The organism is Janthinobacterium sp. PC23-8 (assembly GCF_002250505.1).
Lineage (GTDB): Bacteria > Pseudomonadota > Gammaproteobacteria > Burkholderiales > Burkholderiaceae_D > Janthinobacterium.
In genome coordinates, this window is the sequence record NZ_NJGY01000003.1 from 322,793 (window position 1) to 347,857 (window position 25,065).

At 64.3% G+C, this 25,065-nt stretch carries 24 protein-coding genes; 18 read left to right on the plus strand and 6 right to left on the minus strand.

The features are described from left to right. Window positions 1–25 precede the first annotated feature (25 nt). The 4 genes from CD932_RS20970 to CD932_RS20985 all read right to left on the minus strand — a co-directional run bounded on the left by CD932_RS20970 (window position 26) and on the right by CD932_RS20985 (window position 3,220). Window positions 26–733: an anaerobic ribonucleoside-triphosphate reductase activating protein gene (locus CD932_RS20970; RefSeq protein ID WP_094444740.1), complete on the minus strand. Its 708-nt coding sequence runs from the start codon at window positions 731–733 to the stop codon at window positions 26–28. Then, window positions 733–930 (minus strand): anaerobic ribonucleoside-triphosphate reductase, encoded by a 198-nt coding sequence (nrdD, locus tag CD932_RS20975; RefSeq protein WP_094444741.1) that lies wholly within the window; start codon window positions 928–930, stop codon window positions 733–735. Before nrdD ends, CD932_RS20970 begins: the two co-directional genes overlap by 1 nt. Then, window positions 927–2,687: a ribonucleoside triphosphate reductase gene (locus tag CD932_RS20980; RefSeq protein WP_094444742.1), complete on the minus strand. Its 1,761-nt coding sequence runs from the start codon at window positions 2,685–2,687 to the stop codon at window positions 927–929. Before CD932_RS20980 ends, nrdD begins: the two co-directional genes overlap by 4 nt. A gap of 122 nt (window positions 2,688–2,809) precedes the next feature. Further along, window positions 2,810–3,220, minus strand: a complete 411-nt coding sequence (locus CD932_RS20985; protein WP_094444743.1) for a hypothetical protein — start codon at window positions 3,218–3,220, stop codon at window positions 2,810–2,812. A 160-nt stretch (window positions 3,221–3,380) separates the two neighbouring features. Here CD932_RS20985 and CD932_RS20990 point away from each other — a divergent pair, with 160 nt between their 5' ends. The 3 genes from CD932_RS20990 to CD932_RS21000 are packed head-to-tail and all read left to right on the plus strand — an operon-like array spanning window position 3,381 to window position 5,894. Further along, window positions 3,381–4,427, plus strand: a complete 1,047-nt coding sequence (locus CD932_RS20990) for a peptidase U32 family protein (RefSeq protein WP_094444744.1) — start codon at window positions 3,381–3,383, stop codon at window positions 4,425–4,427. Window positions 4,428–4,487: 60 nt separating this feature from the next. Next, the gene (locus CD932_RS20995) at window positions 4,488–5,390 is read left to right on the plus strand and encodes a U32 family peptidase (RefSeq protein ID WP_094444745.1); all 903 of its coding nucleotides are present in this window, start codon (window positions 4,488–4,490) and stop codon (window positions 5,388–5,390) included. Window positions 5,391–5,405: 15 nt separating this feature from the next. Beyond that, on the plus strand, window positions 5,406–5,894 hold the full coding sequence (locus CD932_RS21000; protein WP_094444746.1) for an SCP2 domain-containing protein: 489 nt from the start codon (window positions 5,406–5,408) through the stop codon (window positions 5,892–5,894). Here CD932_RS21000 and CD932_RS21005 read toward each other — a convergent pair. Further along, the gene (locus CD932_RS21005) at window positions 5,891–6,169 is read right to left on the minus strand and encodes a heavy-metal-associated domain-containing protein (protein ID WP_094444747.1); all 279 of its coding nucleotides are present in this window, start codon (window positions 6,167–6,169) and stop codon (window positions 5,891–5,893) included. The two genes, CD932_RS21000 and CD932_RS21005, sit on opposite strands and share 4 nt — an antisense overlap. 613 nt (window positions 6,170–6,782) lie before the next feature. On the opposite strand from CD932_RS21005, the gene aspT reads away from it, so the two are divergent. The 15 genes from aspT (at window position 6,783) to CD932_RS21080 (ending at window position 23,705) form a co-directional block, all read left to right on the plus strand. Continuing rightward, window positions 6,783–8,471 (plus strand): aspartate-alanine antiporter, encoded by a 1,689-nt coding sequence (aspT, locus tag CD932_RS21010; RefSeq protein ID WP_094444748.1) that lies wholly within the window; start codon window positions 6,783–6,785, stop codon window positions 8,469–8,471. Window positions 8,472–8,525: 54 nt separating this feature from the next. Next, window positions 8,526–10,124, plus strand: a complete 1,599-nt coding sequence (locus CD932_RS21015) for a bifunctional aspartate transaminase/aspartate 4-decarboxylase (RefSeq protein ID WP_094444749.1) — start codon at window positions 8,526–8,528, stop codon at window positions 10,122–10,124. A 189-nt stretch (window positions 10,125–10,313) separates the two neighbouring features. After that, a complete protein-coding gene (locus CD932_RS21020) occupies window positions 10,314–11,726 on the plus strand; it encodes a TolC family protein (protein WP_094444750.1) in 1,413 nt (470 codons plus the stop codon). Next, window positions 11,723–12,697, plus strand: a complete 975-nt coding sequence (locus tag CD932_RS21025) for an HlyD family secretion protein (protein ID WP_094444751.1) — start codon at window positions 11,723–11,725, stop codon at window positions 12,695–12,697. Before CD932_RS21020 ends, CD932_RS21025 begins: the two co-directional genes overlap by 4 nt. Window positions 12,698–12,703: 6 nt before the next feature. Beyond that, the gene (locus CD932_RS21030) at window positions 12,704–13,885 is read left to right on the plus strand and encodes an ABC transporter permease (protein WP_094444752.1); all 1,182 of its coding nucleotides are present in this window, start codon (window positions 12,704–12,706) and stop codon (window positions 13,883–13,885) included. Next, entirely contained in the window at window positions 13,882–15,000 is a 1,119-nt protein-coding gene (locus CD932_RS21035) for an ABC transporter permease (RefSeq protein ID WP_094444753.1), read from the plus strand. The genes CD932_RS21030 and CD932_RS21035 overlap by 4 nt, the downstream gene beginning before the upstream one ends. Window positions 15,001–15,050: 50 nt before the next feature. Further along, window positions 15,051–15,656 carry a glutathione S-transferase gene (locus CD932_RS21040; protein ID WP_094444754.1) on the plus strand — a complete coding sequence of 202 codons (606 nt, stop codon included), beginning with the start codon at window positions 15,051–15,053 and terminating at the stop codon, window positions 15,654–15,656. A gap of 71 nt (window positions 15,657–15,727) precedes the next feature. Next, complete coding sequence (locus tag CD932_RS21045) at window positions 15,728–15,985, plus strand: ParD-like family protein (RefSeq protein WP_254926696.1); 258 nt, start codon at window positions 15,728–15,730, stop codon at window positions 15,983–15,985. Further along, window positions 15,982–16,278 carry a type II toxin-antitoxin system RelE/ParE family toxin gene (locus CD932_RS21050; RefSeq protein WP_217907340.1) on the plus strand — a complete coding sequence of 99 codons (297 nt, stop codon included), beginning with the start codon at window positions 15,982–15,984 and terminating at the stop codon, window positions 16,276–16,278. Before CD932_RS21045 ends, CD932_RS21050 begins: the two co-directional genes overlap by 4 nt. 88 nt (window positions 16,279–16,366) lie before the next feature. After that, on the plus strand, window positions 16,367–17,947 hold the full coding sequence (locus tag CD932_RS21055) for an AAA family ATPase (RefSeq protein WP_094444756.1): 1,581 nt from the start codon (window positions 16,367–16,369) through the stop codon (window positions 17,945–17,947). A gap of 7 nt (window positions 17,948–17,954) precedes the next feature. Then, a complete protein-coding gene (locus CD932_RS21060; RefSeq protein WP_094444757.1) occupies window positions 17,955–18,926 on the plus strand; it encodes a hypothetical protein in 972 nt (323 codons plus the stop codon). Beyond that, window positions 18,923–20,695: a VWA domain-containing protein gene (locus tag CD932_RS21065; protein ID WP_094444758.1), complete on the plus strand. Its 1,773-nt coding sequence runs from the start codon at window positions 18,923–18,925 to the stop codon at window positions 20,693–20,695. Before CD932_RS21060 ends, CD932_RS21065 begins: the two co-directional genes overlap by 4 nt. 3 nt (window positions 20,696–20,698) lie before the next feature. Further along, on the plus strand, window positions 20,699–21,292 hold the full coding sequence (locus CD932_RS21070; protein ID WP_094444759.1) for a hypothetical protein: 594 nt from the start codon (window positions 20,699–20,701) through the stop codon (window positions 21,290–21,292). Further along, entirely contained in the window at window positions 21,289–22,677 is a 1,389-nt protein-coding gene (locus CD932_RS21075) for an AMP-binding protein (RefSeq protein ID WP_094444760.1), read from the plus strand. The genes CD932_RS21070 and CD932_RS21075 overlap by 4 nt, the downstream gene beginning before the upstream one ends. Further along, complete coding sequence (locus CD932_RS21080; RefSeq protein WP_094444761.1) at window positions 22,674–23,705, plus strand: AAA family ATPase; 1,032 nt, start codon at window positions 22,674–22,676, stop codon at window positions 23,703–23,705. Before CD932_RS21075 ends, CD932_RS21080 begins: the two co-directional genes overlap by 4 nt. Window positions 23,706–23,711: 6 nt before the next feature. Here CD932_RS21080 and CD932_RS21085 read toward each other — a convergent pair whose 3' ends face one another. Further along, complete coding sequence (locus CD932_RS21085; protein WP_094444762.1) at window positions 23,712–24,998, minus strand: O-acetylhomoserine aminocarboxypropyltransferase/cysteine synthase family protein; 1,287 nt, start codon at window positions 24,996–24,998, stop codon at window positions 23,712–23,714. Window positions 24,999–25,065: the final 67 nt, after the last annotated feature.

The window sequence follows — 25,065 nt, forward strand, 5'->3', positions numbered from 1 at the left end:
TTTCAAACATTTATTGCATGCCGGCTCAATGGCCGCCATTACGGAATGTAAAACGCGGAAACATCGCGCCGATTTGCGCCAGCGTGGCGGCGGCAGGGTAGCCTGGCGTCACGCTGGCGGCCAGGCCGGCATCGGCGCAGCCGTCGGCCCTGAACTGCTGCAGCACATAGTGTTCGACCCCTTTTCCGGCCAGGGTAGTGGCCAGCGCCAGCAGCGCCTCGTCGGGCAGCAAGGCCGGGTGGATGGTGGTGCGGCATTCATAAGCGACGCCGCAAGCGAGGATGGCGTCGAGGCAGGCGCGCGCCGGATCGCCGCTGTTGGCAATGCCGGTAATGGCGCGATACTGCGTGAAAGCGGCTTTGATATCGAAACCGATCCAGTCAACCAGCGGCAGCACTTGGCGCAAGCGCTGCGGATAGATGCAGGCCGTATGCAGGCCCACGCCAAATCCCATCGCCCTGACGTCCTGCATGGCGCTTGCCAGGGCCGGGTCCATGCACGCTTCGCCGCCGCTGAAGACCACCGCGTCAACCAGGCCCGTGCGTCGGCGCAGCAGCGCCAGCACGTCATCCCAGGCGATGGCGCCATCTACTGTCCTCGGCTGCAGGTGCGGATTGTGGCAATAGCCGCAGCGCCACGGGCAGCCCTGCACGAACACCACGGCGGCCAGCTTGCCCGGGTAATCGGTGGCGGAGAACGGCGTGACGCCGCCCACCTTGAGGTTCTTTGCCATCAACGGCAGCGCACAGGCCCCGAGACGCCCGCGCGCGCTTCGCTGAAATACTGGCGCTCGTGGAATTCGCCCTGCTTGCCGATATTGAACGAGGCGACGGGGCGGTGATAGCCCATCACGCGGGTCCAGATTTCGCAGCGCTGGCGTTCGCTGTCGTCGAGTTCAATCACGGGTGTCAGATGTTGTCGTGCGTTCATGGTGTTTCCTCCAGTAGGGTAGTCAGATTGGCCTGCTTGCGGGCGATCAGCTCGGCGTCGCAGGTGGGGCAAAACTCGTGCTTGCCGGCCAGGTAGCCATGGCGCGGACAGATCGAAAAGGTGGGCGTGACGGTGATATACGGCAGCGAAAAGCGGGACAGCGCGCGTTTCACCAGCTCGCGGCAGGCGTTGGCGTCCGACAGCGCCTCGGTCATATACAGGTGCAGCACCGTGCCGCCCGTGTATTTGCGCTGCAGCGCGTCCTGCAATTCCAATGCCTCGAACGGATCGTCGGTGTGGCCGACCGGCAGCTGCGAGGAATTGGTGTAATAGGGATGGTCGTCGGTGCCGGCCTGCAGGATGGCCGGATAGCGCTTGCGGTCCTCGCGCGCGAAGCGGTAGGTCGTGCCTTCGGCCGGCGTCGCTTCCAGGTTGTACATATGGCCGGTCTGCTCCTGGAACTCGATCATGCGCGCGCGCACATGGTCGAGCAGGCGGATCGCCAGCGCATGGCCCTCGGCACTGGTGATGTCATGGGCGTTGCCGCTGAAGTTGCGGATCATCTCGTTGATGCCGTTCACGCCCAAGGTGGAAAAGTGGTTGCGCAGCGTGCCCAGATAGCGCTTGGTGTACGGGAACAGCCCCTCCTGCATCAGTTTTTCGATGGTGGCGCGCTTGATTTCCAGGCTGGTCTTGCCCAGTTCGAGCAGCCGGTCGAGGTCGGCCAGCAGCGCCGCTTCGTCGCCGCGCCACAGGTAGCCCAGGCGCGCGCAGTTGATGGTCACCACGCCCAGCGACCCGGTCTGCTCGGCGGAGCCAAACAGGCCATTGCCGCGCTTGAGCAGCTCGCGCAGGTCCAGCTGCAGGCGGCAGCACATCGAGCGGATCATGTTCGGTTTGAGTTCCGAGTTGATGAAGTTCTGGAAGTAGGGCAGGCCGTAGCGCGCCGTCATCTCGAACAGGCGTTCGGCGTTCTCGCTGTGCCAGTCGAAATCCGCGGTGATGTTATAGGTCGGGATGGGGAACGTGAACACGCGCCCCTTGGCGTCGCCGGCCATCATGATCTCGATGTAGGCCTGGTTGATCATGTCCATTTCACGCTGCAGCTCGCCGTAGCAAAACGGCATCTCCACGCCGGCGATCACGGGAATCTGCTCGCGCAGGTCTTCCGGGCAGACCCAGTCGAAGGTCAGGTTGGTAAATGGCGTTTGCGTGCCCCAGCGCGACGGCACATTGAGGTTGTAGATCAGCTCCTGCATGTATTGCAGCACGTCTGCATAGGCCAGGCCATCCTTGCGGATAAACGGCGCCATATACGTGTCGAAGGAGCTGAAGGCCTGCGCGCCGGCCCACTCGTTTTGCAGGGTGCCGAGGAAATTGACGATCTGGCCGATGGCCGACGACATGTGTTTCGGCGGGCTCGATTCGACCTTGCCCGGCACGCCGTTCAGGCCTTCGTGCAGCAGGGTGCGCAGCGACCAGCCGGCGCAGTAACCGGCCAGCATGTCGAGATCGTGGATATGCAGGGCCGCCTCGCGGTGGGCCGCGCCCACGTCGGGCGGGTAGACCTGGTCGAGCCAGTAGTTGGCGATCACCTTGCCCGACACATTGAGTATCAGGCCGCCCAGCGAATAGCCCTGGTTGGCGTTGGCGTTGACGCGCCAGTCGCGCCGCTCCAGGTATTCGTTGATCGATGCGGCGACGTCGACCTGGCCGCTGTTTTTTGACGGTGATGCGGATGCTGAACTAGCTGACATAAAACCTCCAATGACCACAACATGCGGTGTTTTATTGAAGGTTATCGACTAAATGTAGTGCCGTCAAAGGACTTGTGCCAGCAATGGCCAGAACCTTGATCCAGGTGAAAAACGGCTGGCCGTCACTTTTTGTCCCAGCGCTTTTCGCGCAAAATCAGCAGTGTCGTTGCAAAGAACGCGCCGCCGCAGATGGCGATGCTGGCCAGGGAAGCGGGCAGTACTTGGCCCCAGATTTCAGCCGGCGAAAACGTGCTCCAGGCGGCCACGCGGATGCCGAACGTGATGTAGTTCGCCAGCAGCCACCAGAGGGCCAGGATGGCGGTGCAGATGGCGCTCTGGCGCGGCAGCGGCATCTGGCGGCGCGCAAACACGGCCAGCAGGAACAACAGCAGCACGCCCGGATACACGCCCAGCACTTCGGGCGAGAACAGGTGCGTGCCGTCGATGTCCTGGCCTTCGGGACACGCCCATTGCACTTGCAGGGCGGTGAGAAATAGAGTCAACAGCAGTATCAGCAGGGGTTTGCGGGTCATGGCGGTGGCTGGAATGAATAGGAGTTAGGCACGATGGCAGTGGCGCATTCTACAGCGCAAGGAGGGCGGCCATGCGTCCATTCCTTCACCTGCGTCAAGGACTGCCCACATGGCGCGGGGCTATAGTCTCGACCCTGAGCCGATACAGGAAATCATCATCATGCAGCTTGAAAAATCCACTCCTTGCCGCGTGGCCGGAGCACTGGAACTGGTTTGCCCGGCCGGCAGTTTGCCGGCCCTGAAAGCGGCCGTCGACAATGGCGCCGACACCGTCTACCTCGGCTTTCGCGACGCCACCAATGCGCGCAATTTCGCCGGCCTCAATTTCGATGAAAAGGCCATCGCCGAAGGCGTGCGCTACGCCCACCAGCACGGGCGCAAGGTGCTGCTGGCATTGAATACCTATCCGCAGCCGCATAACTGCATGATCTGGCGCAGCGCCATCGACCGCGCGGTTGATGCGGGCCTCGACGCCATCATCGTCGCCGACCCCGGCCTGATGGCGTATGCCCGCGAGCACCATCCGCAGCTGCGCTTGCACCTGTCGGTGCAGGGCTCGGCCACCAACTACGAGGCGATCAATTTTTACCATGAACACTTCGGCGTCTCGCGCGCCGTGCTGCCGCGCGTGCTGTCGATGGCGCAGGTCGAGCAACTGATCGCCAACACCCCGGTCGAGATCGAAGTGTTCGGTTTTGGCAGCCTGTGCGTGATGGTCGAAGGGCGCTGCGCGCTGTCGTCTTACGCCACCGGCGAGGCGCCCAACACCCATGGCGTGTGTTCGCCGGCCAGGGCGGTGCGCTGGGCGGAAACGCCGGCCGGACTCGAATCGCGCCTGAACGGCGTGCTGATCGACCGCTACGGCCCCGGTGAAAACGCCAGCTACCCGACCCTGTGCAAGGGCCGCTTCGATGTCGACGGCGAGCAGTATTACGCCATCGAGGAGCCGGCCAGCCTGAACACCCTGGCGCTGCTGCCGCAGCTGGTCGCCATGGGCGTGAAAGCCGTGAAGATCGAAGGCCGCCAGCGCAGTCCCGCCTACGTGGCGCAGGTCACGCGCGTGTGGCGCGAAGCCATCGACAGCCTCGACGCCTGCCGTACAGGCCAGCAGCGCTACGCCGTCAAGCCGGGCTGGATGGCGGCGATGGACAAACTGGCCGAAGGCCAGCAGCACACACTCGGCGCCTACCACCGCTCCTGGAAATAAGAAAACCTGCTGCGCGAACCGCTCGCTACGGTTTTGTAACTATTAAATGAAGGAAGAGGTATGCTAAAGCTGTCATTAGGCCCATTGCTGTATTACTGGCCGCGCGCCACCGTGTTCGAGTTCTACCAGCAGATCGCCGGCACCGCCGTCGATATCGTCTACCTGGGCGAGACGGTCTGTTCGCGCCGCCATGAGCTGCGCCTGTCGGACTGGCTCGATATCGCCGACCTGCTGGCGGCCAGCGGCAAGGAAGTGGTGCTGTCGACCCAGGCGCTGATCGAATCGAACGCCGAGCTGGCCACCTTGCGCCGCATCGCCGGCAATGGCCGCTACGCGGTCGAAGCGAACGACTTTGGCGCCGTGCACTGCCTGGAAAAGGGGCATTCCTTTGTCGCCGGCCCGCACCTGAACCTGTTCAATGGACCCAGCCTGCAACTGCTGGCCGGGCTCGGTGCGCGGCGCTGGGTGATGCCGCTGGAAATGAGCCAGGCATCGCTGGCCGAGCTGCTGCGCCAGGCGCCGGCCGGCCTCGAGACGGAAGTGTTTGCCTACGGCCGCATGCCGCTGGCGTTTTCCGCGCGCTGCTTTACGGCGCGCAACCGCAACCTGCCGAAAGACGATTGCCAGTACAGCTGCCTGCAGGAGCCCGACGGCCTGCTGCTGCGCACGCGTGATGCCGAGCCCTTCCTGGTGCTGAACGGCACGCAGACGCAGTCGGCGCTGGTGTATAACTTGGTGCGCGAACTGGGCGCGATGGCCGCGCTGGGCGTGGGCGTGGCCCGTCTCAGCCCGCAGGAACAGCATACGGTCGATGTGATCGCCATCTTCGACCAGGCCCGGCGCGGTGAGTTGTCCGCCGACGAGGCGCAGGCGCAGCTGGCGCCATGCCATGCCGCCGGCACCTGCGACGGCTACTGGCATGGCCAGCCCGGCATGCACAGCCAGGCCGCCTTTCACCATTGAGCTTACGGGAATCACATGCAAAACAAGATTGAAACACTGCCGCCATTTCGCCTGCCATCGCCGTTCGCCGCGCTGCTGGCCAGGCTGCCGCCTTATCCGGCCTCCTGGGCTTTCGTGCAGGGACTGAACCGCTTGCTGGCGCCGCAACTGCCCGACGATGTGCGCGCATTATTGCAGGGGCGCAGCCTGCGCCTGCGCGTGCTCGACGCCGGCGTGGCCGTCGATTTTTGCTGGCAGGGAACGGCGTTCGCGCCGGCCCGCCATGGCCAGGCGCCGGACCTGACCATCGGCGCGGGCGTCCATGATTTGCTGCTGCTGGCGCGGCGCCAGGAAGACCCGGACACCCTGTTCTTCAGCCGCCGTTTGCTGCTGGAAGGCGATACGGAACTGGGCCTGCTGTTCAAGAACACGCTCGACGCGCTGGAGTTGCCGCCGTTCGATGTGCGCTCGCTGCATCCGCGCCGCGTGCTGGCGCGGTTGTGCGGGCAAGTGGAAAAAACTTAGGCCCTGGAGCAGCGGCCGCAGGCGCCCGTGCACGGGATCGTCGCCTGCGCCTGTTCCAGTTCGCCGATAAAACCGGCCTCATTGACGGCATTGATTACGCAGTCCAGCAGGCGTTCCTGCTTGGCCACCGTTTCGTCGAACTGCAGCGTGGCGTCATTGCGCGCCAGCGACACGCACACCGTTTTCACTCCCCTGATCCCTTCCAATACCTGCGTCAGTGCGTCGGCGCAGCCCTCGTGGTCCATGCCGGTAATTGTCAATCGCGCTGTTTGCATCGCTTGCCTCTTGCTTTTCAGATAAAAAAACAGCGTAGGCGAGGGGCCCGCATGCCGTCCAGAGGTGCGCGCAAGATTTCTTTTCTATTGTCGGTTTTCTTGACCTGGATTAATTGCGCTGCTCCTGGCTGGCCGGGAACTGCTGTTTTTCCAGGCACGGATACCTCCTGCTCAGGCCTGTTCCGGCAACTGGCCAGGGCAGATAACGCTGACGAATCAAGCACTTTGCCAGCGCTCAAAACATTACTAATGGTTTTGTTGATTTGCGTCAAACGGTTACGGCTATCGTGCGCAGGATATCTGCTCGAACGCAAAGCGAGCTCAACAAACGCCTGTTGACACTTATAAAATTATCACCGAATATGATTCCACGAAACAACTTTTCTCCAGCGCCAGCCTTCAGGAAAGGCGCGTCACGGGACCCTGTACGCCTCTTTTAACGCCAGCGCCAGCCGGCCCTGGAAGGCGTCGCCATCGGCTTGCATCACCGACATTGTTGGCCTGAGCGCCATCGTCATCGCCAGCGGCCGGCGTGTTGCGCTCCCGCTGCGCGCGCAAGCCGCCCTCCACGGGCTGGCAGCAAAGAATTCCTTCAAAACGAAAGGCGGTCCGCATGGAATGGTTGCACGAGTTATTCAAGAAGTCCCCTGAAATTGCCTTGTTTCTTTCGCTGGCAGTCGGTTATTACGTCGGCAAGATCAAGTTCGGCTCATTTCAGCTGGGCGGCGTCGCCGGTTCCTTGCTGGTGGCGGTCCTGGTCAGCCAGGTCGGCGTCGCCATCGACCCCGGCGTCAAGTCGGTGCTGTTCGCCCTGTTCATTTACGCCGTGGGTTATGAAAGCGGACCACAGTTTTTCAATTCGCTGGGGCGCCAGTCGGTGCGTGAAATCATCCTGGCCGTGGTGCTGGCCGTGACGGCGCTGCTGACGGTGGTCATCCTGGCCAGGATCTTCGGCCTCGACAAGGGCCTGGCGGCCGGCGTGGCGGCGGGCGGATTGACGCAATCGGCGATCATCGGCACGGCCGGCGACGCGATCGCCAAGCTGGGGCTGGCGGCCGACGAGGTGGCGCGCCTGCAGGGCAATGTCGCCGTCGGCTATGCCGTGACGTACGTGTTCGGCTCGTTCGGCGCCATTATCGTTTGCGTCAATATTCTGCCAAAACTGATGGGGCGCAGCATCCGCGAAGATGCGATCAAGGCGGAAACGGCGCTGCAAGCGGGCGTGCAGGTGCTGGGGCCGGGCCAGACGCCGGCCGCGCCGGACCTGATCGGCCGCCTCTATTGCGTCGGCCCTGGTGCCGGCCGCTCCGTGGCGGACATCGAAAGCGCCCATCCGAACACGGCCATCACCATCGAGCGCGTCAGGCGCAATGGCCAGATCAGCGACGTCACGCCAGACCTGGTGCTGGCGGCCGACGATATCGTGTTGCTGGTGGGACGGCGCGAAGCCATGCTCAGCGTCTCTTCCCAACTGGGCAAGGAACTCGATGCCGTCGAAGGCATGGAACTGGTCATGCAACGCCGCGACATAGTGCTGACCAACAAGGCTTATCACAACAAAACGGTGGGTGAAATCCGCAGCGCCACGGCGCCAGGCGTGCGGCACGGCATCTTTGTCGTGCAACTGAGCCGCATGGGCAAGATCTTGCCCATGCAATCGGAAACCGTGGTGCAGACGGGCGACGTGGCGACCATCTATGGCGCCGAGCAGGACGTCAAGCGCGTGTCGGCCGAGGTGGGCTATATGATCCTGCCGAGCGCCAGGACGGACTTCGTCTACATGGGCGCGGGCCTCGTCGTGGGCCTGCTGGCGGGTCTGCTGGTGGCACGCATCGGTGCGATTCCGCTGACCCTGGGCAGCGGCGGCGGCGTGCTGCTGTCGGGCCTGGTATTCGGCTGGTATCGCGCCAGGCGCCAGAGTTTCGGCTACATGCCCAGCGGCGCCGTGCAAATCCTCAAGGACCTGGGCCTGGCCGGTTTTGTCGCCGTGGTCGGCCTCACGTCCGGCCTGCAAGCGGTGCAAACCGTGCGCGAACATGGCCTGACCCTGTTCGGCGTGGGCGTCGTCGTCACCCTTCTGCCGATGATGCTGACCATGCTCATCGGCCGCTACATCCTGCGCTACGACAACGTGGCGGTGTTTGCCGGCGCCTTGTCCGGTTCGCGCAGCGCCAATCCCGCGTTCGGCGAAGTGCTCAATGCGGCGCAGAACGCGATTCCCACCGTGCCGTTTGCCATCACCTATGCCTTGGCCAACGTTTTCCTGACCTTGCTGGGGCCGCTGATCGTGGCCTTCGTCTGAGTCCCCAGGTCGTTGCAATAACCCGAACAATGTCATTCTGAAGGAGTAGCAATAATGGATTTCAGTAACCCCGCCAAACTCGCCCTGTTGAGCCCATTCGAATTGAAGGATGCGCTGATCCAGACGGCCAGGAAAAGCAACCGCCTGATGCTCAATGCGGGCCGCGGCAACCCGAATTTCCTCGCCACTACGCCACGCCATGGTTTCTTCCAGTTCGGCCAGTTCGCCATGACGGAAGCGGAGCGTTCCTATGTGTACATGGACGACGTGGGCGGCTTTCCCACGCGCGAGGGCATCGAGGCCCGCTTTGAAATCTTCGTGCGCCAGCAGGCCGCCACGCCGGGCGTGCATTTCATCGAGGCGGCCGTGTCCTATGTGCGGGACCAGATGGGCCTGAGCGCGGGCGACTTCATCTATGAAATGTGCGAAGCCATACTGGGATGCAACTATCCTGTGCCGGACCGCATGCTGCGCCTGTCCGAGAAAATCGTCGGCCAGTATATTCACCGCGAAATGATCGGCAAGCATCCGTTCGTGGGCAACTTCGACATGTACGCCGTCGAAGGCGGCACGGCGGCCATGACGTACCTGTTCGCCAGCCTGAAATCGAACCACATCATCAAGGAAGGCGACACCATCGCGCTGGGCATGCCGATCTTTACGCCATATATCGAGATTCCGCAGCTCAATGACTACAAGCTCAATACCGTGCACATTGATGCGCCGCAATCGAACAACTGGCAATTTACCAAAAAGGAACTGGACAAGCTGCTGGACCCGACAGTGAAGGCCTTCTTCCTCGTCAACCCCAGCAATCCGCCGTCCGTCAAGATCGATGACGACACGCTGGACTACATCGCCAACATTGTCCGGCAGCGCCCGGACCTGATCATCCTGACCGATGATGTGTATGGCACGTTCGCCGACAATTTCGTCTCGCTGTTCGCCATGTGTCCGTTCAACACCATCCTCGTGTACTCGTTCTCGAAATACTTCGGCGCGACGGGCTGGCGCATGGGCGTGGTGGCCACGCACGAAAACAATGTGATCGACGACAAGATTGCCAACTTGCCGGAAGCCATCAAGGAACAGCTGGACGAGCGCTACCACTCGATCACCACCGAGCCGCGCGAACTGAAATTCATCGACCGCCTGGTGGCCGACAGCCGCACCGTGGCGCTGAACCACACGGCCGGCCTGTCGACGCCCGTGCAGGCGCAGATGACCCTGTTCTCGCTGTTCTCGCTGATGGATGAAGAGCAGAAGTACAAGCAATCGATGCAGCGCATCGTGCTGCGCCGCAAGGAAGCGCTGTACCGCGAACTGGGCCTGCCGATGGTGCACGACGCCAATTGCGTGCGCTACTACCATTTGCTGGACATGGAGTTGCTGGCCGCGCAGATGCATGGGGTGGAATTTTCGCAGTGGCTGCTGAAAAAGCTCAAGCCGAACGAAGCGCTGTTCCGCCTGGCCGAGGAAACCGGCGTCATCCTGTTGCCGGGCCGCGGTTTTGGCGCCACGCATCCGTCGGGCCGCGTCTCGCTGGCCAACCTGAACGAATACGACTACGCCAACATCGGCCGCGCCATCCGCAATATGGCGACCGAGTTTTTTGCCGTGTTTGAAAAGGAAAATGCGGCAATGATGAGCTGACGTCAACGCGCCAGGCGCCAATGGGCAGACAATGACGGTGACGGGCGCCTTCGCAAGAGGCGCCCGTTTTCGCCTGGCGGCAGTGTCCTGCAGTGCGCGCCGCCATGGACGACCTTGCATATAATTGCTATTGTGAAAGTATAAACTTGGCCATCCCGTGCTTTTGCTTTTTTATGGACAGGACACTACATGGGCCCCACCGCCGCACCTTGTTTTCGACTATTTGCCAGCGCCGTGGCGTTGCTGGTGGCGGTTCCCGCCCACGCGCAAATCCTCAGCCTTGACGAAGCGCTGCGCCAGGCGGCCGGCGCCTCGGGCGCCGTGCAGGGCGCCGTGCTCGACGTGCGCGCCAGGACCCTGAAAGCCGAAGCGCTATCGAATATCGACGGCCCTTCGCTGGACCTGACGGCCTTTCGCGGCCGTCTGTCGACCGATCTGAGTCTCGACACCAGCCGTTTGTCCGGCGTGGTGGGCGGCATCGGCGCGGCGCTGCCGAACTTGCCGATTCCCGAGATACCGAATTCCCTGGAGCGCGAGGTGGTGACCAATCTGACCTCGTTCGGCCTGGTCGGCATGTGGCCGATCTACACGGCGGGACGGCTCGACGCCGTCAAGGGCGTGGCGGCCGGCATGGCCCGGGAGGCTGATGCCGAGCGCGTGGAAGCGGAAGAAAAGCTGGCGACCCAGGTGGCGCAGCGCTACTTCCAGCTGCTGCTGGCGCAACGGGTGGTAGCCGTGCGCGCCGACGTGACGGCGGGCGTGGCGCAGCACCAGCGCGACGCCGTCAAGCTGGAAAAGGGCGGCCTGATTTCGAAGGCCGAGCGCCTGCGCGCCGATGTGGCGTTTGACAGTGCGCGCAGCGAAGAAGCCCAGGCGCGCAGCGACGCCGAAATCGCGCAGGTGGCGCTGGACCGGCTGCTCGACGCGCGCAGCCAGGTGCGCCCCGCCACGCCGCTGTTTGTCCATTCGCTGCCGGTCGGCTCGCTGCAGTCCTTTATCAGCAGCGGCCTGCGCGAGAACGCGGCCTGGAAAAAGATCGCCAGCAAGCGTTTGCTATCGGAGCAGGCGCTGCGCCTGCACGGCAAGGAATACAGCCCCACCGTGCTGGCCATCGGCAACTACAATCTGAACCGGGGCGGCGAACGGGTGGTGCGCTCGAACTGGGCGGTCGGCGTGATGGTGTCGGTGCCGCTGGTGCACCGCATCAATACGGGCAAGCTGATCGAAGCGGCAAAGCTGGACCAGGAAAGGGTGGAAGTGACGGCGCGCCAGGCCGGGCGCGATATTCCCACCCTGATCGAAAAGCACTGGCGCGCGCTGGAAAACGCGCGCATCCAGTTTCTGTCCACCGGCTCGTCGGTGGAGCTGGCGCGTGAAAATATCCGCCTGCAGACGGTCGCCTTCCAGCAGGGGCAGGCGACCTCGCTGGAAGTGGTCGACGCGCGCCTGAACCTGGCGAAAATCGAAACTCAGCGTGCGCAGACGGCCTACAACTATGTGCTGGCGCTGGCGCAGCTGCTCGAAGCGGCCGGCGCGACACAGCGCCTGGCCAGCCTGGCCGCGCAGGCCGACCTGCATCTCCCTCTGGATACCCCACAATGAGCATCTTCAAAAAACAGCTTGCCGGGCTGCTCGGCATCGTCATCCTGATCTTTGTCGCCTGGGGCCTGCACCAGGCGTTCCAGCCGCAGCGCCTGCCCTTGCAGGGGCAGATGGATGCGCAGGAAGTCAATGTCTCGTCCAAGGTGGCGGGCCGGGTCGGCCAGGTCAAGGTGAAACTGGGCGACACGGTCAGCCAGGGCCAGGTGCTGTTCCAGCTGACCAGCGCCGAGGTCGATGCCAGGGTCGCGCAGGCGACTGCCGCCGCGCAGGCGGCCGACGCCGTGGCGCAAAAAGCGCAGGCCGGCGCGCGGCCCGAGGAAGTGCGGGCGGCCAGGGCCAACTGGCAGCGCGCGCAGACCGGCGCGGCCATCGCGAAAACCACCTATGACAGGGTCAACGCCATGTTTGCCGAAGGCGTGATCGCGCGCCAGAAGCGCGACGAGGCCGAAGCCCAGTGGCGCGCCGCCGAACAGCAGGCGCAGGCCGCGCGCGCCCAGTACGATATGGCCAATGCCGGCGCCCGACCCGAGGACAGGAACGCCGCCAGCGCCCAGGCGCGCCAGGTGGGCGCCGTGCTGAAGGAAGCGCAGGTGGCGCTGGCGGAAACGACAATCGCCGCGCCGGTGGCCGGCCAGGTCAGCAAGATCCAGATCCAGCCTGGCGAGCTGGCGCCGCAAGGCTTTCCCGTGATGACCCTGGTCAACCTGGCCGACGCCTGGGCCGTGCTGCAGGTGCGCGAAGACGAGATGGCGGCGTTCACGATGGGCAGCACGCATACGGCCAATGTGCCGGCGTTGAAACAGCAGCTGACCTTCCAGGTCAGTTCGGTGGCCGTGATGCCGGACTTTGCCACCTGGCGCGCGGCGCGCCCGGGTGGCACGGACCTGCGCACCTTCGAGATTCGTTTGCGTCCGGCCATCAGGGTCGAGGGCCTGCGCCCCGGCATGTCGGTCGTGTTTCCGCCGCTGTGATTGCGCATGACTGAAGCGATCATGCCGCAGCCAGGCGCCCTGGCGCGCGAATGGGCGCGGCTGCGTGCCGACTTCTGGGATTTCGGCATGCTGAGCTGGATACCGCTGCTGCTGTGCGGCCTGCTGTGGTGGATTTTTTCGGCCGGCATCGCGCGCGATCTGCCGATCGCCGTGATCGACCACGACAACTCCGCCTTGTCGCGCCAGCTCACGCGCTGGCTCGACGCCTCTCCCGGCGTGCAGGTGGCCGCCAGGGTGGGCTCCAGCGACGCCGCATTGCAGCTGCTGCGCGAGCGCAGCGCGTATGGCTATCTGGTGATTCCCTCCGACTTTGAAACAGAACTGCTGGAAGGGCGCCAGGCCACCGTGCAATGGCTGTACAACGCGCAGTTTTCCTCGCATGCGGGGTCGTTATTGCGCGACGTGCGTGCCGTGTCGAGCACCTTGTCGGCCGGCGTGGAGCTGACGGCGCGCGCCAAGAAGGGCGTCTCCGCCGTGCAGGCCAGCGCGCAGTTCGAGCCGATCCGCACGCAGTTGAACAGCTTGTACAACGAGAACCTCAGCTATGAAGCGTTTTTGACCCTGGCGCTGATGCCGTCCATGCTGCAGATCTTTATCGTGATCGCGGTGGTCACCACCATCGGGCGCGAACTGCGCGACGGCAGCGTGCCGCAATGGCTGGCCTCGGCCAAGGGCAGCTGGTGGCGCGCGGTGGGTGCCAAGCTGCTGTTTCCGCTGGCGGCGTACACGGTGCTGGCGCTGTTGTACCTGCTGTTTTTCAGCGTGGTGCGCGGCTGGGCGGTGGCGGGCAGCCTGCCTGGCCTGCTCTTGGCCATGCTGCTGCTGGTGCTGGCCTATTGCGGCCTGGGCCTGTTGCTGATCGCGGCCACCTTGTCGCTGCGCCTGTCGCTGTCGGCCACGGCGTTTATCACCGCGCCCGCGTTTGCATTCGCCGGCCAGGCCTTCCCGCTGATGGCCATGCCGCCGGTGGCGCGCGCCTGGGCGCAAGCGCTGCCGCTCACGCATTACCTGGAACTGCAGACGGTTTACTGGCTGGGTGGCGCGCCCTGGCGCCATGGCGCGGCGCAGTTGCTGGTGCTGGCCGGCTTTGCCGCCGGCTGTGGCCTGCTGGGCATGCTGCTGCTGGCGCGGCGCGCCAATGCGCCTGCCGCCTGGGGGAAAACATGATGTGGACCGCCTTTTTTGCCACCTGGCGCGCCATGCTGACGGACAAGGGCGCCTTGACCTTGCTGTTCGTCGGCGGCGTTTTGTATTCCTTTTTTTATCCGCTGCCTTATGCCAGGGAGATCGTGCAGCGCGTGCCGGTGGCCGTGGTTGACCAGGACCGCAGCAGCCTGTCGCGCCAGATGACGCGCTTTGCCATGGCCCATCCGGCCCTGCGGGTGGTGGCCGTCACGCCCGAGCTGCCCGCCGCCCAGGATATGCTGTGGCGCGGGCAGGTGATGGGCGTGCTGATCATTCCAGAAGGCTTGCAGACGGACGTGCTGGCCGGCCGCGCGGCGCAGGCCCAGGTGGCGGGCAATGGCCTGTACTTGATGCTCAACAAGGTGGCTTTGAGCGGCCTGGCCGAAGTGGTGGGCACGGTCTCGGCCGGCATTGAACTGAAACGCCTGGCAGCGGCTACGCCATCAAGCTACCAGGGCGCAGAGCAGCGCGCGCCGATCACGTTTGACGCCGTGCCGCTGTTCAATGTGAAGGAGGGCTATGGCGCCTATGTGGTGCCGGGCGTGGCCACCCTGATCGTGCAGCAGACCCTGTTGATCGGCATGACCATGCTGTTCGGCACCTGGTACCAGCGCAAGACGTTTCCACTGGAGCGGCGCACGGCGGGCGGCTATGCCGGCATGCTGCTGGCGTTCGCCTCGGTGGCGTTGTTGAACTGCTGCTATTTTTTCGGCTTCGTGTTCTGGTTCCAGGACTATCCGCGCGGCGGCAACGCTGGCGGCCTGGCGCTGCTGCTGGTGCTGTTTTCGCTGACGGTGGCCGCCTTCGGCCTGCTGCTGGCGATGCTGTTCCGCACCCGCGAACGGGGCACGCAGCTGATGATCGCCACCTCGATGCCGATCCTGTTCCTGGCCGGCCTGACGTGGCCCGTCAGTTCCATGCCCGTGGCGCTGCAGGCGCTGCGCTGGCTGTTGCCGTCAACGGCCGGCATCCAGGGCTTTGTGGCGCTGAACCAGATGGGCGCGTCGGTGTACGATATACGCCATGAGGTGGCAGGGCTGCTGATGTTGCTGGTGGCGTGCCTGGCGCTGGGATGGCGGCGCTGGCGCACGGCATGACGAGGCCGCACATTGATCGTATTTGTACATCATACAGAGAGGAAGAGACCATGATATTGATCGGAATGCTCGATTCACCCTACGTCCGGCGCGTTGCCATTGCCATCAAAGTGCTGGGCCTGGAGCATGAGCACCGGCCCCTGTCGGTGTTTGCCGATTTCGACCAGGTGCAAGCCATCAATCCAGCCGTCAAAGTGCCGACCCTGGTGACCGACGACGGCCAGGTGCTGATGGAATCAAACCTGATCCTGGCCTATCTTGAAGAACTGGCGGTCGCAGCTCCCCGCCTCAGGCCGGAACCGGGCCCGGCCCGCCTGCGCGCGCTGTGCCAGACCAGCTATGCGCTGGCGGCCTGCGACAAGGCCGTGCAGATCGTCTATGAACGGCGTTTGCGCCCGCAGGAAAAACAGCACCAGCCCTGGCTGGACCGCGTCCAGCTGCAGCTGCATGGGGCATGGCGGCAGCTTGAAGCGTCGTTGCGCGAGGAGACGCCGGACTGCCTGAGTATGGCCGGCATCACCATTGCGGTGGCCTGGAGCTTTGCGCAGCAGCTGGTACCCGACGTGATGGCTGGCAGCGACTATCCGGCCGTGGCCGCGCTGACGGCCCTGGCCGAGCAGCAGCCGGTGTTTCTTGCCACGCCGATGGTTCGCTGAGCTTGCCAATGACGGGCTTTGCCTTGTGCCGGCGAGGCGTAAAAAGTCGTAAGGGGTTGCAAAAGGTTGCAATGAGCGCCATAATAATCTCACTATTCGGAGGGTTTATGGCGATCGCGTTGAAATTGTCTGACGAACTGGTTGAAATGGCCAAGCCGCATGCCGCTGCCGAGCACCGTTCGGTGCCGAAGCAGATCGAGTATTGGGCGCGGCTGGGCAAGGCCGTGGAGGATAATCCTGGCCTGCCGCTCCAATTCATCAAGGATACCTTGCTTGCTGCACAGGAGGCCAAGGCCGACATGCTGACGCCGTATCAATTCGGGGCGTGACAGTGCTGGAAATTCTCGTTACCCCGACCTTTGCCAAGGCAATCAAAAAATTGCATGCCAGGGATAAGCTCGTGGTGGACAAGGCCGTTTTGGCCATCGCCACCGATCCTGCAACGGGAGAAGAAAAAAAAGGCGATCTGGCGGGAATTTTTGTGTACAAGTTCAAGCTCAACAAGCAAGAGGTTTTGCTGGCATATCAGTTGCATCCGGAAAAAGTCTCGCCCGTTTCCGTACGACTGCTAAGCCTTGGTGCGCATGAAAATTTTTATACAGAATTGAAACGACAGGGCTGATATGCCGGGGGGGGGAGCTTTGCATGCGAACCCATGCTTGCAGGCGGCTTGTGCAATAATTTCATTTCCTTAACGGAAGAGTATTGCCATGCCGCCCTTTAACCTGTTCCAGCGCCTGTCCCAGGCCCCCACCAGACCCAAGGCGTCGCCCGTTGCGCGGCAGTTCGATGTGGCGGACCTGTACCACGGACCGGTGGCGCTGAGCGGAGAGGGCGAAGTTGCAAAGCGGCCGTTCGACGAAAAACTGCGTCAGGCCTATTTCTGGATCGTCAACCACGCCATCATCAGCCCCCATTACGATATCGAATACAACGACGGGCCGTCGCAGACCTATGCGGTGGGCGACAGCCGGCGCGTGCTCAATTTGCCGTCGGCACAAAGCTATTCGAGCTTTATCCTGCTGCCGCTGCTGACCTTCGCCACGCGCCGCAAATGCCTGTTTGTCGGCGGTCCGGGACGCGGCAAGACGGCCAGCGCGCTGTTGATGGGCATTTTGGCCGGCTCCTCCGTGAAAGAGGTCAAGCGCGCGATGCAGCACGGCCATCCGCAGATGACGATCGCCGACTTGCTCGGCAATCCGCTGCCGTTTGATCTGGTCAACGCGCAGAGCATGGACGAGATCCGCATCGCCTGGCGCGCCTGGCTGGGCATGCGCGTGAAAATCGTCGACGAATACAACCGCATCCCCACCCGCACGCAAAGCGCGCTGCTCACCGTCATGGGCGACAATTATGCGGAAGTGCTGAACCATATCTACGAATGCCCGGAGGCGGCCTGGTACCTGACGGCCAATGACGACCAGGGCGGCGGCACCTACCAGGTGATCGAGGCGCTGCGCGACCGGGTCGACGTCACCGTGCAGGCGCTGGCCTTCAATCCGCGCTTTTTGAACGAACTGCTGCTGCGCGTGGAGGAAAACGTGCGGCCCGAAGAGCTGGTGCCGCCCGAGATCATCTTTACTGAAAGCGAAGTGGACCAGATCGGCAACGATATCCGCCAGGTCAGCGTGCCCGACGCCGTGCGCCGCCGCCTCGAGTTTTTCGCCAGCCAGTTCGAGCTGTTCGAAACGGCCGGCGGCCAGTTCGAATACATGACCAAGGATACGGCGCGCCTGTCGGGGGCAGACCGCAATGCCGCGCAGGCGGCCGACAACGGGCGCGACCGCCTGAAGGACCTCGGCTGCCAGACCTTGAACGGCATCTCGGTGCGCACCCTGATGGCGCTGTTAATCTACGCGAAAGCGATGAGCTATTTCCGTGGCAACGGCGAAGTGGAACTGGAAGACCTGCGCCAGGTGCTGCCGTTCGTGCTGCACAACAAGCTGCAGCCGGACCTCGATGCGCCGTTTTTTGCGCTGCCCGAAAACGCCGCCTACCGCAGCGACAGGCTGGGCTGGCTGCGCCGACTGTTCGACCTGTCCAACGACGAGTTCAACCGCCTGGACCTCGATCGTGACGATCCGGTCGGCGTGCTGTCGGCCCAATTCGACCTGGGCCTCGATGGCTTGAGCGAGCGCGAGACGCTGGCGCGCCTGAACCGCATCGAAAAACTGATCGGCGAACGCACCAGAGGGCGCAAGCTGTACGGCCCGCTGTACGACGACCTGTTGAAGCTGAAGTACCTGCACCAGCGCTATACCAATTACCGCAGCTGGCTGCGTTCGCAATAAGCGGAACATGATTTCCCCCGTCTTTGCCGCCATCCTGGCCAGCGGCCGCGCCCAGTTCAACGCCCGCGCCGTGGAAGCCCGGCGCAGCTTTCCCGCGCTCGACATGCAGGCCTTTGCCGGCTTCTTGCAGGACGGCGTCGATCCCGTGGTGCAGGCGGTGGCGGCCAGCGTGCCGGAGCGTGCCGGCAGTTTTACCTTGGCCGCCTACGATATGGCACTCGAATTGGTCGGCCATGGCCTGGCCGGGCCGGCGGCGAAAAAGCCGTTTTTGGGCGCCGTCTGGCGCGAGCTGGCGCCGCGCTTTGCGCCGCTGCTGGCGGCAAACCCTGTCGATGCGCTGGGCATGCTGAGCAACGCTGCCATCCACCTGGGCGGCGTAGCCAGTGCGCGCACGCGCCAGTGGCACGACGAGATGGCCGCCATTGCGCCGCAGGTGGCCTCCCTGGCGCAGCTGCGCGCCGTCGGCCAGGTGCTGGCCTGGCGCGCCGGCGTGGCGCACTTTCGCCTGGGGGCGATTGCCGCCGCTGACAGTTTGCCGCCAGCGCTGGCCTTGGCGGCGTTCGGCGAGCCGCAGCTCGATTGGCCGTCGCTGCGCGAGCAACTGTTGACGCAGCCCTGGCGCGGCAATGCGCAGGGCATCGAGTTTGGCGCCTTTGCCGGCCTGGGGGGCGAGTTTGCCACGCCGCCGCGAGTGCGCGCCACCGGCAACGGCTTTATCGTCAGCGCCGGCGAGCGCTTTTACCTGTTGATGGCCGATGCCCACGGCGCCGTATTGCATGGCGCCAGCGACGACGACTATGCGCAGGCGTCCACCAAGCTGCCTGCGTCCCTGCGGCTCGACGGCGCCACCTTGCATCTGGGCGCACGCACGATGGCGCTGGACCTGCCCGCCGCTGGTATCGCCCTGGCCGCCAACGCCCATACGCTGGCCGTCACCTCGCCTTATACGCATGCAATACGCCTGCTGCCGCTGTCATGAAAGAGGCGCATGCTGAACTGACCGAACAATGGCGCGCGGCGTGGCCGCAGGCGCTGGCCGTCTGGAGCAAGTTCACGCGCTTGCGCGACCCGGCCCTGTGCACCAGCCGCGTGCAGGCCGCCATGGAAGGCCTCGCCGGCAGCTTTGCCATGATCCGCCTGCTCGACCAGAGCGTGGTGGTCGACCTGCCGCTGGTGGTGGAACTGGGACTGCAAGACTATGGCCTGGAAATCCTGGCGCACGAGATCGGCCACCATATCCTGGCACCCGGCAGCGCCGGCGACCAGTTCCGCCTGCTGGCGCGCATGCGCCGCGCCTTGCCGACGCTGGAACAGCACGCGCCCATGGTGGCCAATCTGTACACCGACCTGTTCATCAACGACCGCTTGCTGCGCCAGGCCAGCCTGCGCATGGCCGATATCTATCGCAAGCTCGAGCAGGGCAGAGCCAAGGATAGCCCGGCGTCGGGCAAGGTGTGGCTGCTGTATATGCGCATCTATGAAAACCTGTGGCAGCTGGAAAAAGGCGAGCTGGGAGGCGGTGGCGATGAACGACTCGACACGGACGCCTGGCTCGGTGCGCGCCTGATCCGCGTCTACGCCCATGACTGGATGTCGGCGGCGGGGCGCTTTGCCACCTTGCTGCTGCCTTACCTGGTGGACGACACGGGCGCCCTGCAAGGCAAGGACCCGAGCCGCTATTTCCACGACACCCGCGACGCGGCGCGCGGCTGCCAGACCTATGGCGCGCAGCAGATCGAAGACGACGAAGAGAACGGCGCCATCCATCCCGTGCACGACCAGCGCATCTCGGGACTCGATGACGATGCCGTGGGCCAATCCGACGCAACAGCGCAGAAGCAAAGCGGCGGCCAGTTGCGCGAGCCGTTCGAGCTCGGTGAAATCCTCAAGGCGTCCGGGGTTGACCTGAGCGACCATGAAATCGCCATCCGCTACTACCGCGAGCGCGCCTTGCCGCACCTGGTGCGTTTTCCATCGCGGCCCGCACCCGAGTCCAGCGAGCCGCAGATGGAAGGACTGTCGCCGTGGGAGATCGGCGACCCGCTCGACGACATCGACTGGCTGCAGTCGGTGATGCAGTCGCCGCGTCCGATCCCTGGCGTGACCACCGTGCGCCGCGAATACGGGCGCGAACCGGCGCGCGATATCGACCATCTCCCGGTCGACCTGGACATGTATGTCGACAGTTCCGGTTCCATGCCCAACCCGCAGCAGCACACCTCGTTCCTGGCCCTGGCCGGCGCCGTGATTGCCCTGTCCGCGCTGCGCGCCGGCTCGAAAGTCCAGGTGACCTTATGGAGCGGCAAGCACGAGGTAATGCAGACCCCCGGTTTCGTGCGCGACGAAGACATGATACTGGGCGTGCTGACCGGCTTTTTTGGCGGCAGCACCGCCTTTCCCATCCATTGCCTGCGCGAGACCTACGCGGTCAAACGCAAGCGGCCCGCGCATATCCTGCAAATTTCCGACAGCGGCATCACCACCATGTTCGACCAGGATGAACTGGGCAACAGTGGCTGGGATATCTCTGCCAGGGCGATGGAGCATGGCGGCGCTGGCGGCACCATGGCGCTCAATATTGCGGCCGATTGGGACCAGGATGGCGGCAACAAGTGGATGCGCGATATATACGGCGACCTGCAACGCGCGCGTGACGAGCAAGGCTGGGACATCCATGCCGTGGCGCAGTTCGAGGATCTGCTGGAATTTGCGCGTTTGTTCAGCCAGCGCCATTATGTGAAGAGTTAAAGCATGAAGCAAGCCGGTCCCCATCTCGAAGTGCTCACCCACCGCCTGGCCGACACGCCCGCCGACTTCCTGCGCGAGCCGTGCATCGCCGGCGTGCATAACCGGCAAGCGGTAGTTGTCGCCGCGCTGGTCAACGACATCCTGCTGCTGCACGGCGCGCGCGCAGCGGCTGTCTCGCTGCAGGGTTTTCACGGCGCCCAGGTCAGGGCCGACCGCAACCGCCTGGCGCTGGCCATGATCATGTGCTGGCTGCTGGCCGACGAGTGGTTTGTCGCGCGGCAACTGGCGCAGACTGAGTTGCTGCAGGTGCTCGGCGAAGCGGCGCGCGAGCTGGCCGCCGCCGCGCCCGCCCACCAGTACACGCAAGACCCGGAGCGGCGCGAGGAACTGGCGCGCATCGTGCTGGCACGCCTCGGTTTTCGTCCCGGCGACGAAAGCGAGGCGCAGGCCATCGACAGATTGTCCGCCATCAGCGGCACCGAGCGGCGCCGCCTTTTGGCGGCGAGCCGCGCGGCCGAACAGCGCTCGCGCGAGATTCGCGAAGCGCTGGCCAAAAAGGCCGCCGAGGAGTCGGCCGACAAATGGTCGCGCGAATGACCTCCCCGCACCCGCACCCGCACCCGGAGGCGAACCTGCCGGCCGGCGCCTGGGACAGCGATCTCGCATACTGCCCCACCCTGACGGACGCGGGCCGGCGCATGCTGGCCCAGTTGCGCAATCACGCTGCGGCGCCGCTCTACCGCAACCGCAGCGGCAACAAGCTGCTCGCTGGCGAGGTGGCGGCCTTGCGCGCCCATGAACGCGAAGTGATGGACGCCGTGATCGCCTGGCAACCCGGCGAGCCGCCAGGCTGGATGGCGGCCTTCCTGCGCCAGGTCTGGGCCACGGTGCCGCATTACCGCGACTGCGGCTCGCCCCCGGCGCGCCTGGGCGACGTGCCTTTGATCAGCCGCGCCGACCTGTCGCACGATATTGCCGCCTTCGTGCCGGACGACGCCGACGTGTCGCGCATGATCAATTTCCAGACCACCGGCACCACCGGCCACCCCTTGCTGATCGCCTCGCACCCGGTGGTGGCGGGGCGCTACCTGGCCTACCACAAGCGCGCCTTGAAACGCTTTGGCGTGACCTTGCGCCATGGCGCCGGGCAGGTGGGAGTGATGCTGCTGGGGCACCAGCGGCGCTGCTTTACCTATGTCTCCGTCACGCCCACCATGGGCGAGTCGGGGCTGGCCAAGCTGAACCTGCATGTGGACGACTGGCGCCAGCCCGGCGACCGCGCGCGCTATCTGGACGCGATGGCGCCCGAGCTGATCGCGGGCGACCCGATCTCGTTTGCCGAGTTGCTGACGTTGCCGATGACGCACCGGCCGGCTGCGCTGATGTCGGTGTCGATGATGCTGTTGCCGGGCATGCGCGCGCGCCTGGAACAGCGTTTCGACTGCCCCGTGCTCGATATCTATTCGCTCAATGAAGTCGGGCCGGTGGCCGTGCATGACGACGCGGCCGGCGGCCATGTACTGCTGCAGCACCGCCTGTACGTGGAAATCCTCGATGGCGAAGGCAAGCCTGTAGCGCAGGGTGCGCGTGGCGAAATCACGGTTACGGGCGGCTTCAACTTCTGCCTGCCGCTGCTGCGCTACCGCACGGGCGACTATGCCTCGCTGATGCACGGTCCCGATGGCCCGGTGCTGGTCGGGCTGGCCGGGCGCAGTCCGCTGCGCTACCGCACCCGCAGCGGTGCCTGGATCAACAATATCGATATCACGCACGCTCTCAAACCGCTGGCCATCGCGCTGTTCGGCGTGCACCAGCGGCAGGACGGTTCCATCGTGCTGCGCCTGGCCCCCGGCGCCATGGCGCAGGCGCCACAGGCGCGCGCCCTGCTCGCACCGTTCTTTGGCGAGATCACGGTGGCGGCCCTGCTGGCGGAAGACAAGATCATGCAATACACCTCGGATCTGCAGGAAGCGGCGGCATGAACCTGTACAAACGCGCCCTGGTGGTCGGCAAATTCTGTCCGCTGCACCACGGTCATCAACTGCTGCTCGATCGCGCGCAAGGCGCCTGCGAAGAACTGCTGATCGTCAGCTACACCAAGCCCGAATTTCCGGGCATGGCGCCGGCGCGCAGGGAAGGCTGGCTGCGCGCCCTGTATCCGCAAGCGACTATTCTTGTGCTCGATGATGAGCGGGTAGCCGCCTTGTGCGCGGCGCGCGGTGTTGCCGCCCGTACCTTGCCGCACAATGAACTCGACGATGGCGAGGTACATCGCCATTTTATGGGCTGGCTGTGCTGGACGGTGTTGAACTTGCCGGTCGACGCCGTGTTTTCCAGCGAAGACTATGGTCCCGGCTTTGCGCGGGTGCTGGGCGAGTGCTATGCCGGCGCGCCGGTGGCCCATGTCAGCGTGGACCAGGCAAGACACCTGGTGCCAGTTTCCGGCACGGCCGTGCGCTGCGACCCGCACGGACAGCGCGCGTTTGTGTCGCCGCTGGTGTACGCCAGCCTGGTCACGCGCATCTGCGTGCTCGGCGGCGAATCGAGCGGCAAGACCACGCTCACCGCTGCACTGGCCGCGCATTTCGGCACCAGTTGGGTGGCCGAATATGGCCGCGAACTGTGGGAAAGCCAGGATGGCGTGCTGGAATACGATGACTTGCTGAAGATCGGCCGCGAACAGCTCAAACGCGAGGCGCAAGCGACAGGGCAGGCGCGGCGCTGGCTGTTTTGCGATACCTCGCCGATGACCACCTTTTTCTACTGCGTCGAGATGTTCGGCCGCGCCGAGCCGGAACTGGCGCGGTTGGCCGAGCACCGCTATGACCTGGTGCTGCTGTGCGCACCGGACTTCCCGTTTATCCAGGACGGCACGCGCCGCGACGAGCATTTCCGCGCGCGCCAGCATGCGTGGTACCAGGCGCAGCTGGCGCGGCGCGGGATCGCTTGTGTGGAGGTGGCGGGCACGGTGGACGAGCGCGTCGCCCAGGTGGCCCGCCTGCTGGCGTAAGGAGCCTTACGCCGCCGCCAGCGCCTGCTCCAGGTCCTCGCGCAGATCGTCGATATGCTCGATGCCGACCGACAGGCGCAGCATGTCTTCCGACACGCCAGCCTTGGCCAGTTCTTCCGGGTTCAGCTGGCGGTGCGTGGTCGACGCCGGATGGGTGGCCAGCGACTTGGCGTCGCCGATATTGACCAGGCGGGTAAACAGCTGCAGCGCGTCGAGCACGCGGGCGCCGGCCGCGCGCGGATCTTCCCCGGCCGCCAGCTTCAGGCCGAACGACAAGATGCCCGAGGCGCGGCCGTTCATGTATTTTTTTACCAGCGCGTGGTCCGGGTGGTCTTCCAGGCCGGCGTAATTGACCCACGCCACCTTCGGATGGTGTTTCAGGTGTTTGGCCAGCGCCAGCGTGTTGTCGCAGATGCGGTCCATGCGCAGAGCCAGCGTTTCGATGCCCTGGATCAGCTGGAAGGCGGAGAGCGGCGAAATCGCCGCACCCATATTGCGCAGCGGGACCACCCTGGCGCGGCCGATAAAGGCGGCCGGGCCGAACGCTTCCGTATAGACCACGCCGTGATACGACACGTCCGGTTCGTTGAGTCGATTGAAGCGCTCTTTATGTTCGGCCCACGGGAATTTGCCGCTGTCGACGATGGCGCCGCCGACGGTGGTGCCGTGGCCGCCCAGGTATTTGGTCAGCGAGTGCACGACGATATCGGCGCCATGCTCGATCGGGCGGAACAGATAAGGGCTGGGCACCGTGTTATCGACGATCAGCGGAATGCCGTGGGCGTGCGCTATTTCGGCCAGTTTCGCCACGTCGGTCACATTGCCCAGCGGGTTGCCGATCGATTCGCAAAAAATCGCCTTGGTGCGGCTGTCGATCAGCGCGGCAAAGGTGTCGGGCTGGCGCGCATCGGCAAAGCGCACTTCGATGCCGATCTGCGGCAGGGTGTGGGCAAACAGATTGTAGGTGCCACCGTAGAGCTGGCTGGCCGAGATAAAATTGTCGCCCGCTTCGGCGATGGTCTGGATCGCATAGGTAATGGCCGCCATGCCCGAGGCCACGGCCAGTGCCGCCACGCCGCCTTCGAGCGCGGCCACGCGTTTTTCCAGCACGTCCTGGGTCGGGTTCATGATGCGCGTGTAGATATTGCCGGCCACTTTGAGGTCAAACAGGTCGGCGCCGTGCTGGGCATTGTCAAAAGCGTAGGCCACTGTCTGGTAGATGGGGACGGCGGCGGCCTTGGTGGTCGGGTCTGGGGTATAGCCGGCATGCACGGCCAGGGTTTCGATTCTCATGTTGGGTCTCCGGTTTTGAATTTGTGGGGTTGAAATCCGCCGCCATTGTGCCATGCGGCGCTTGCCA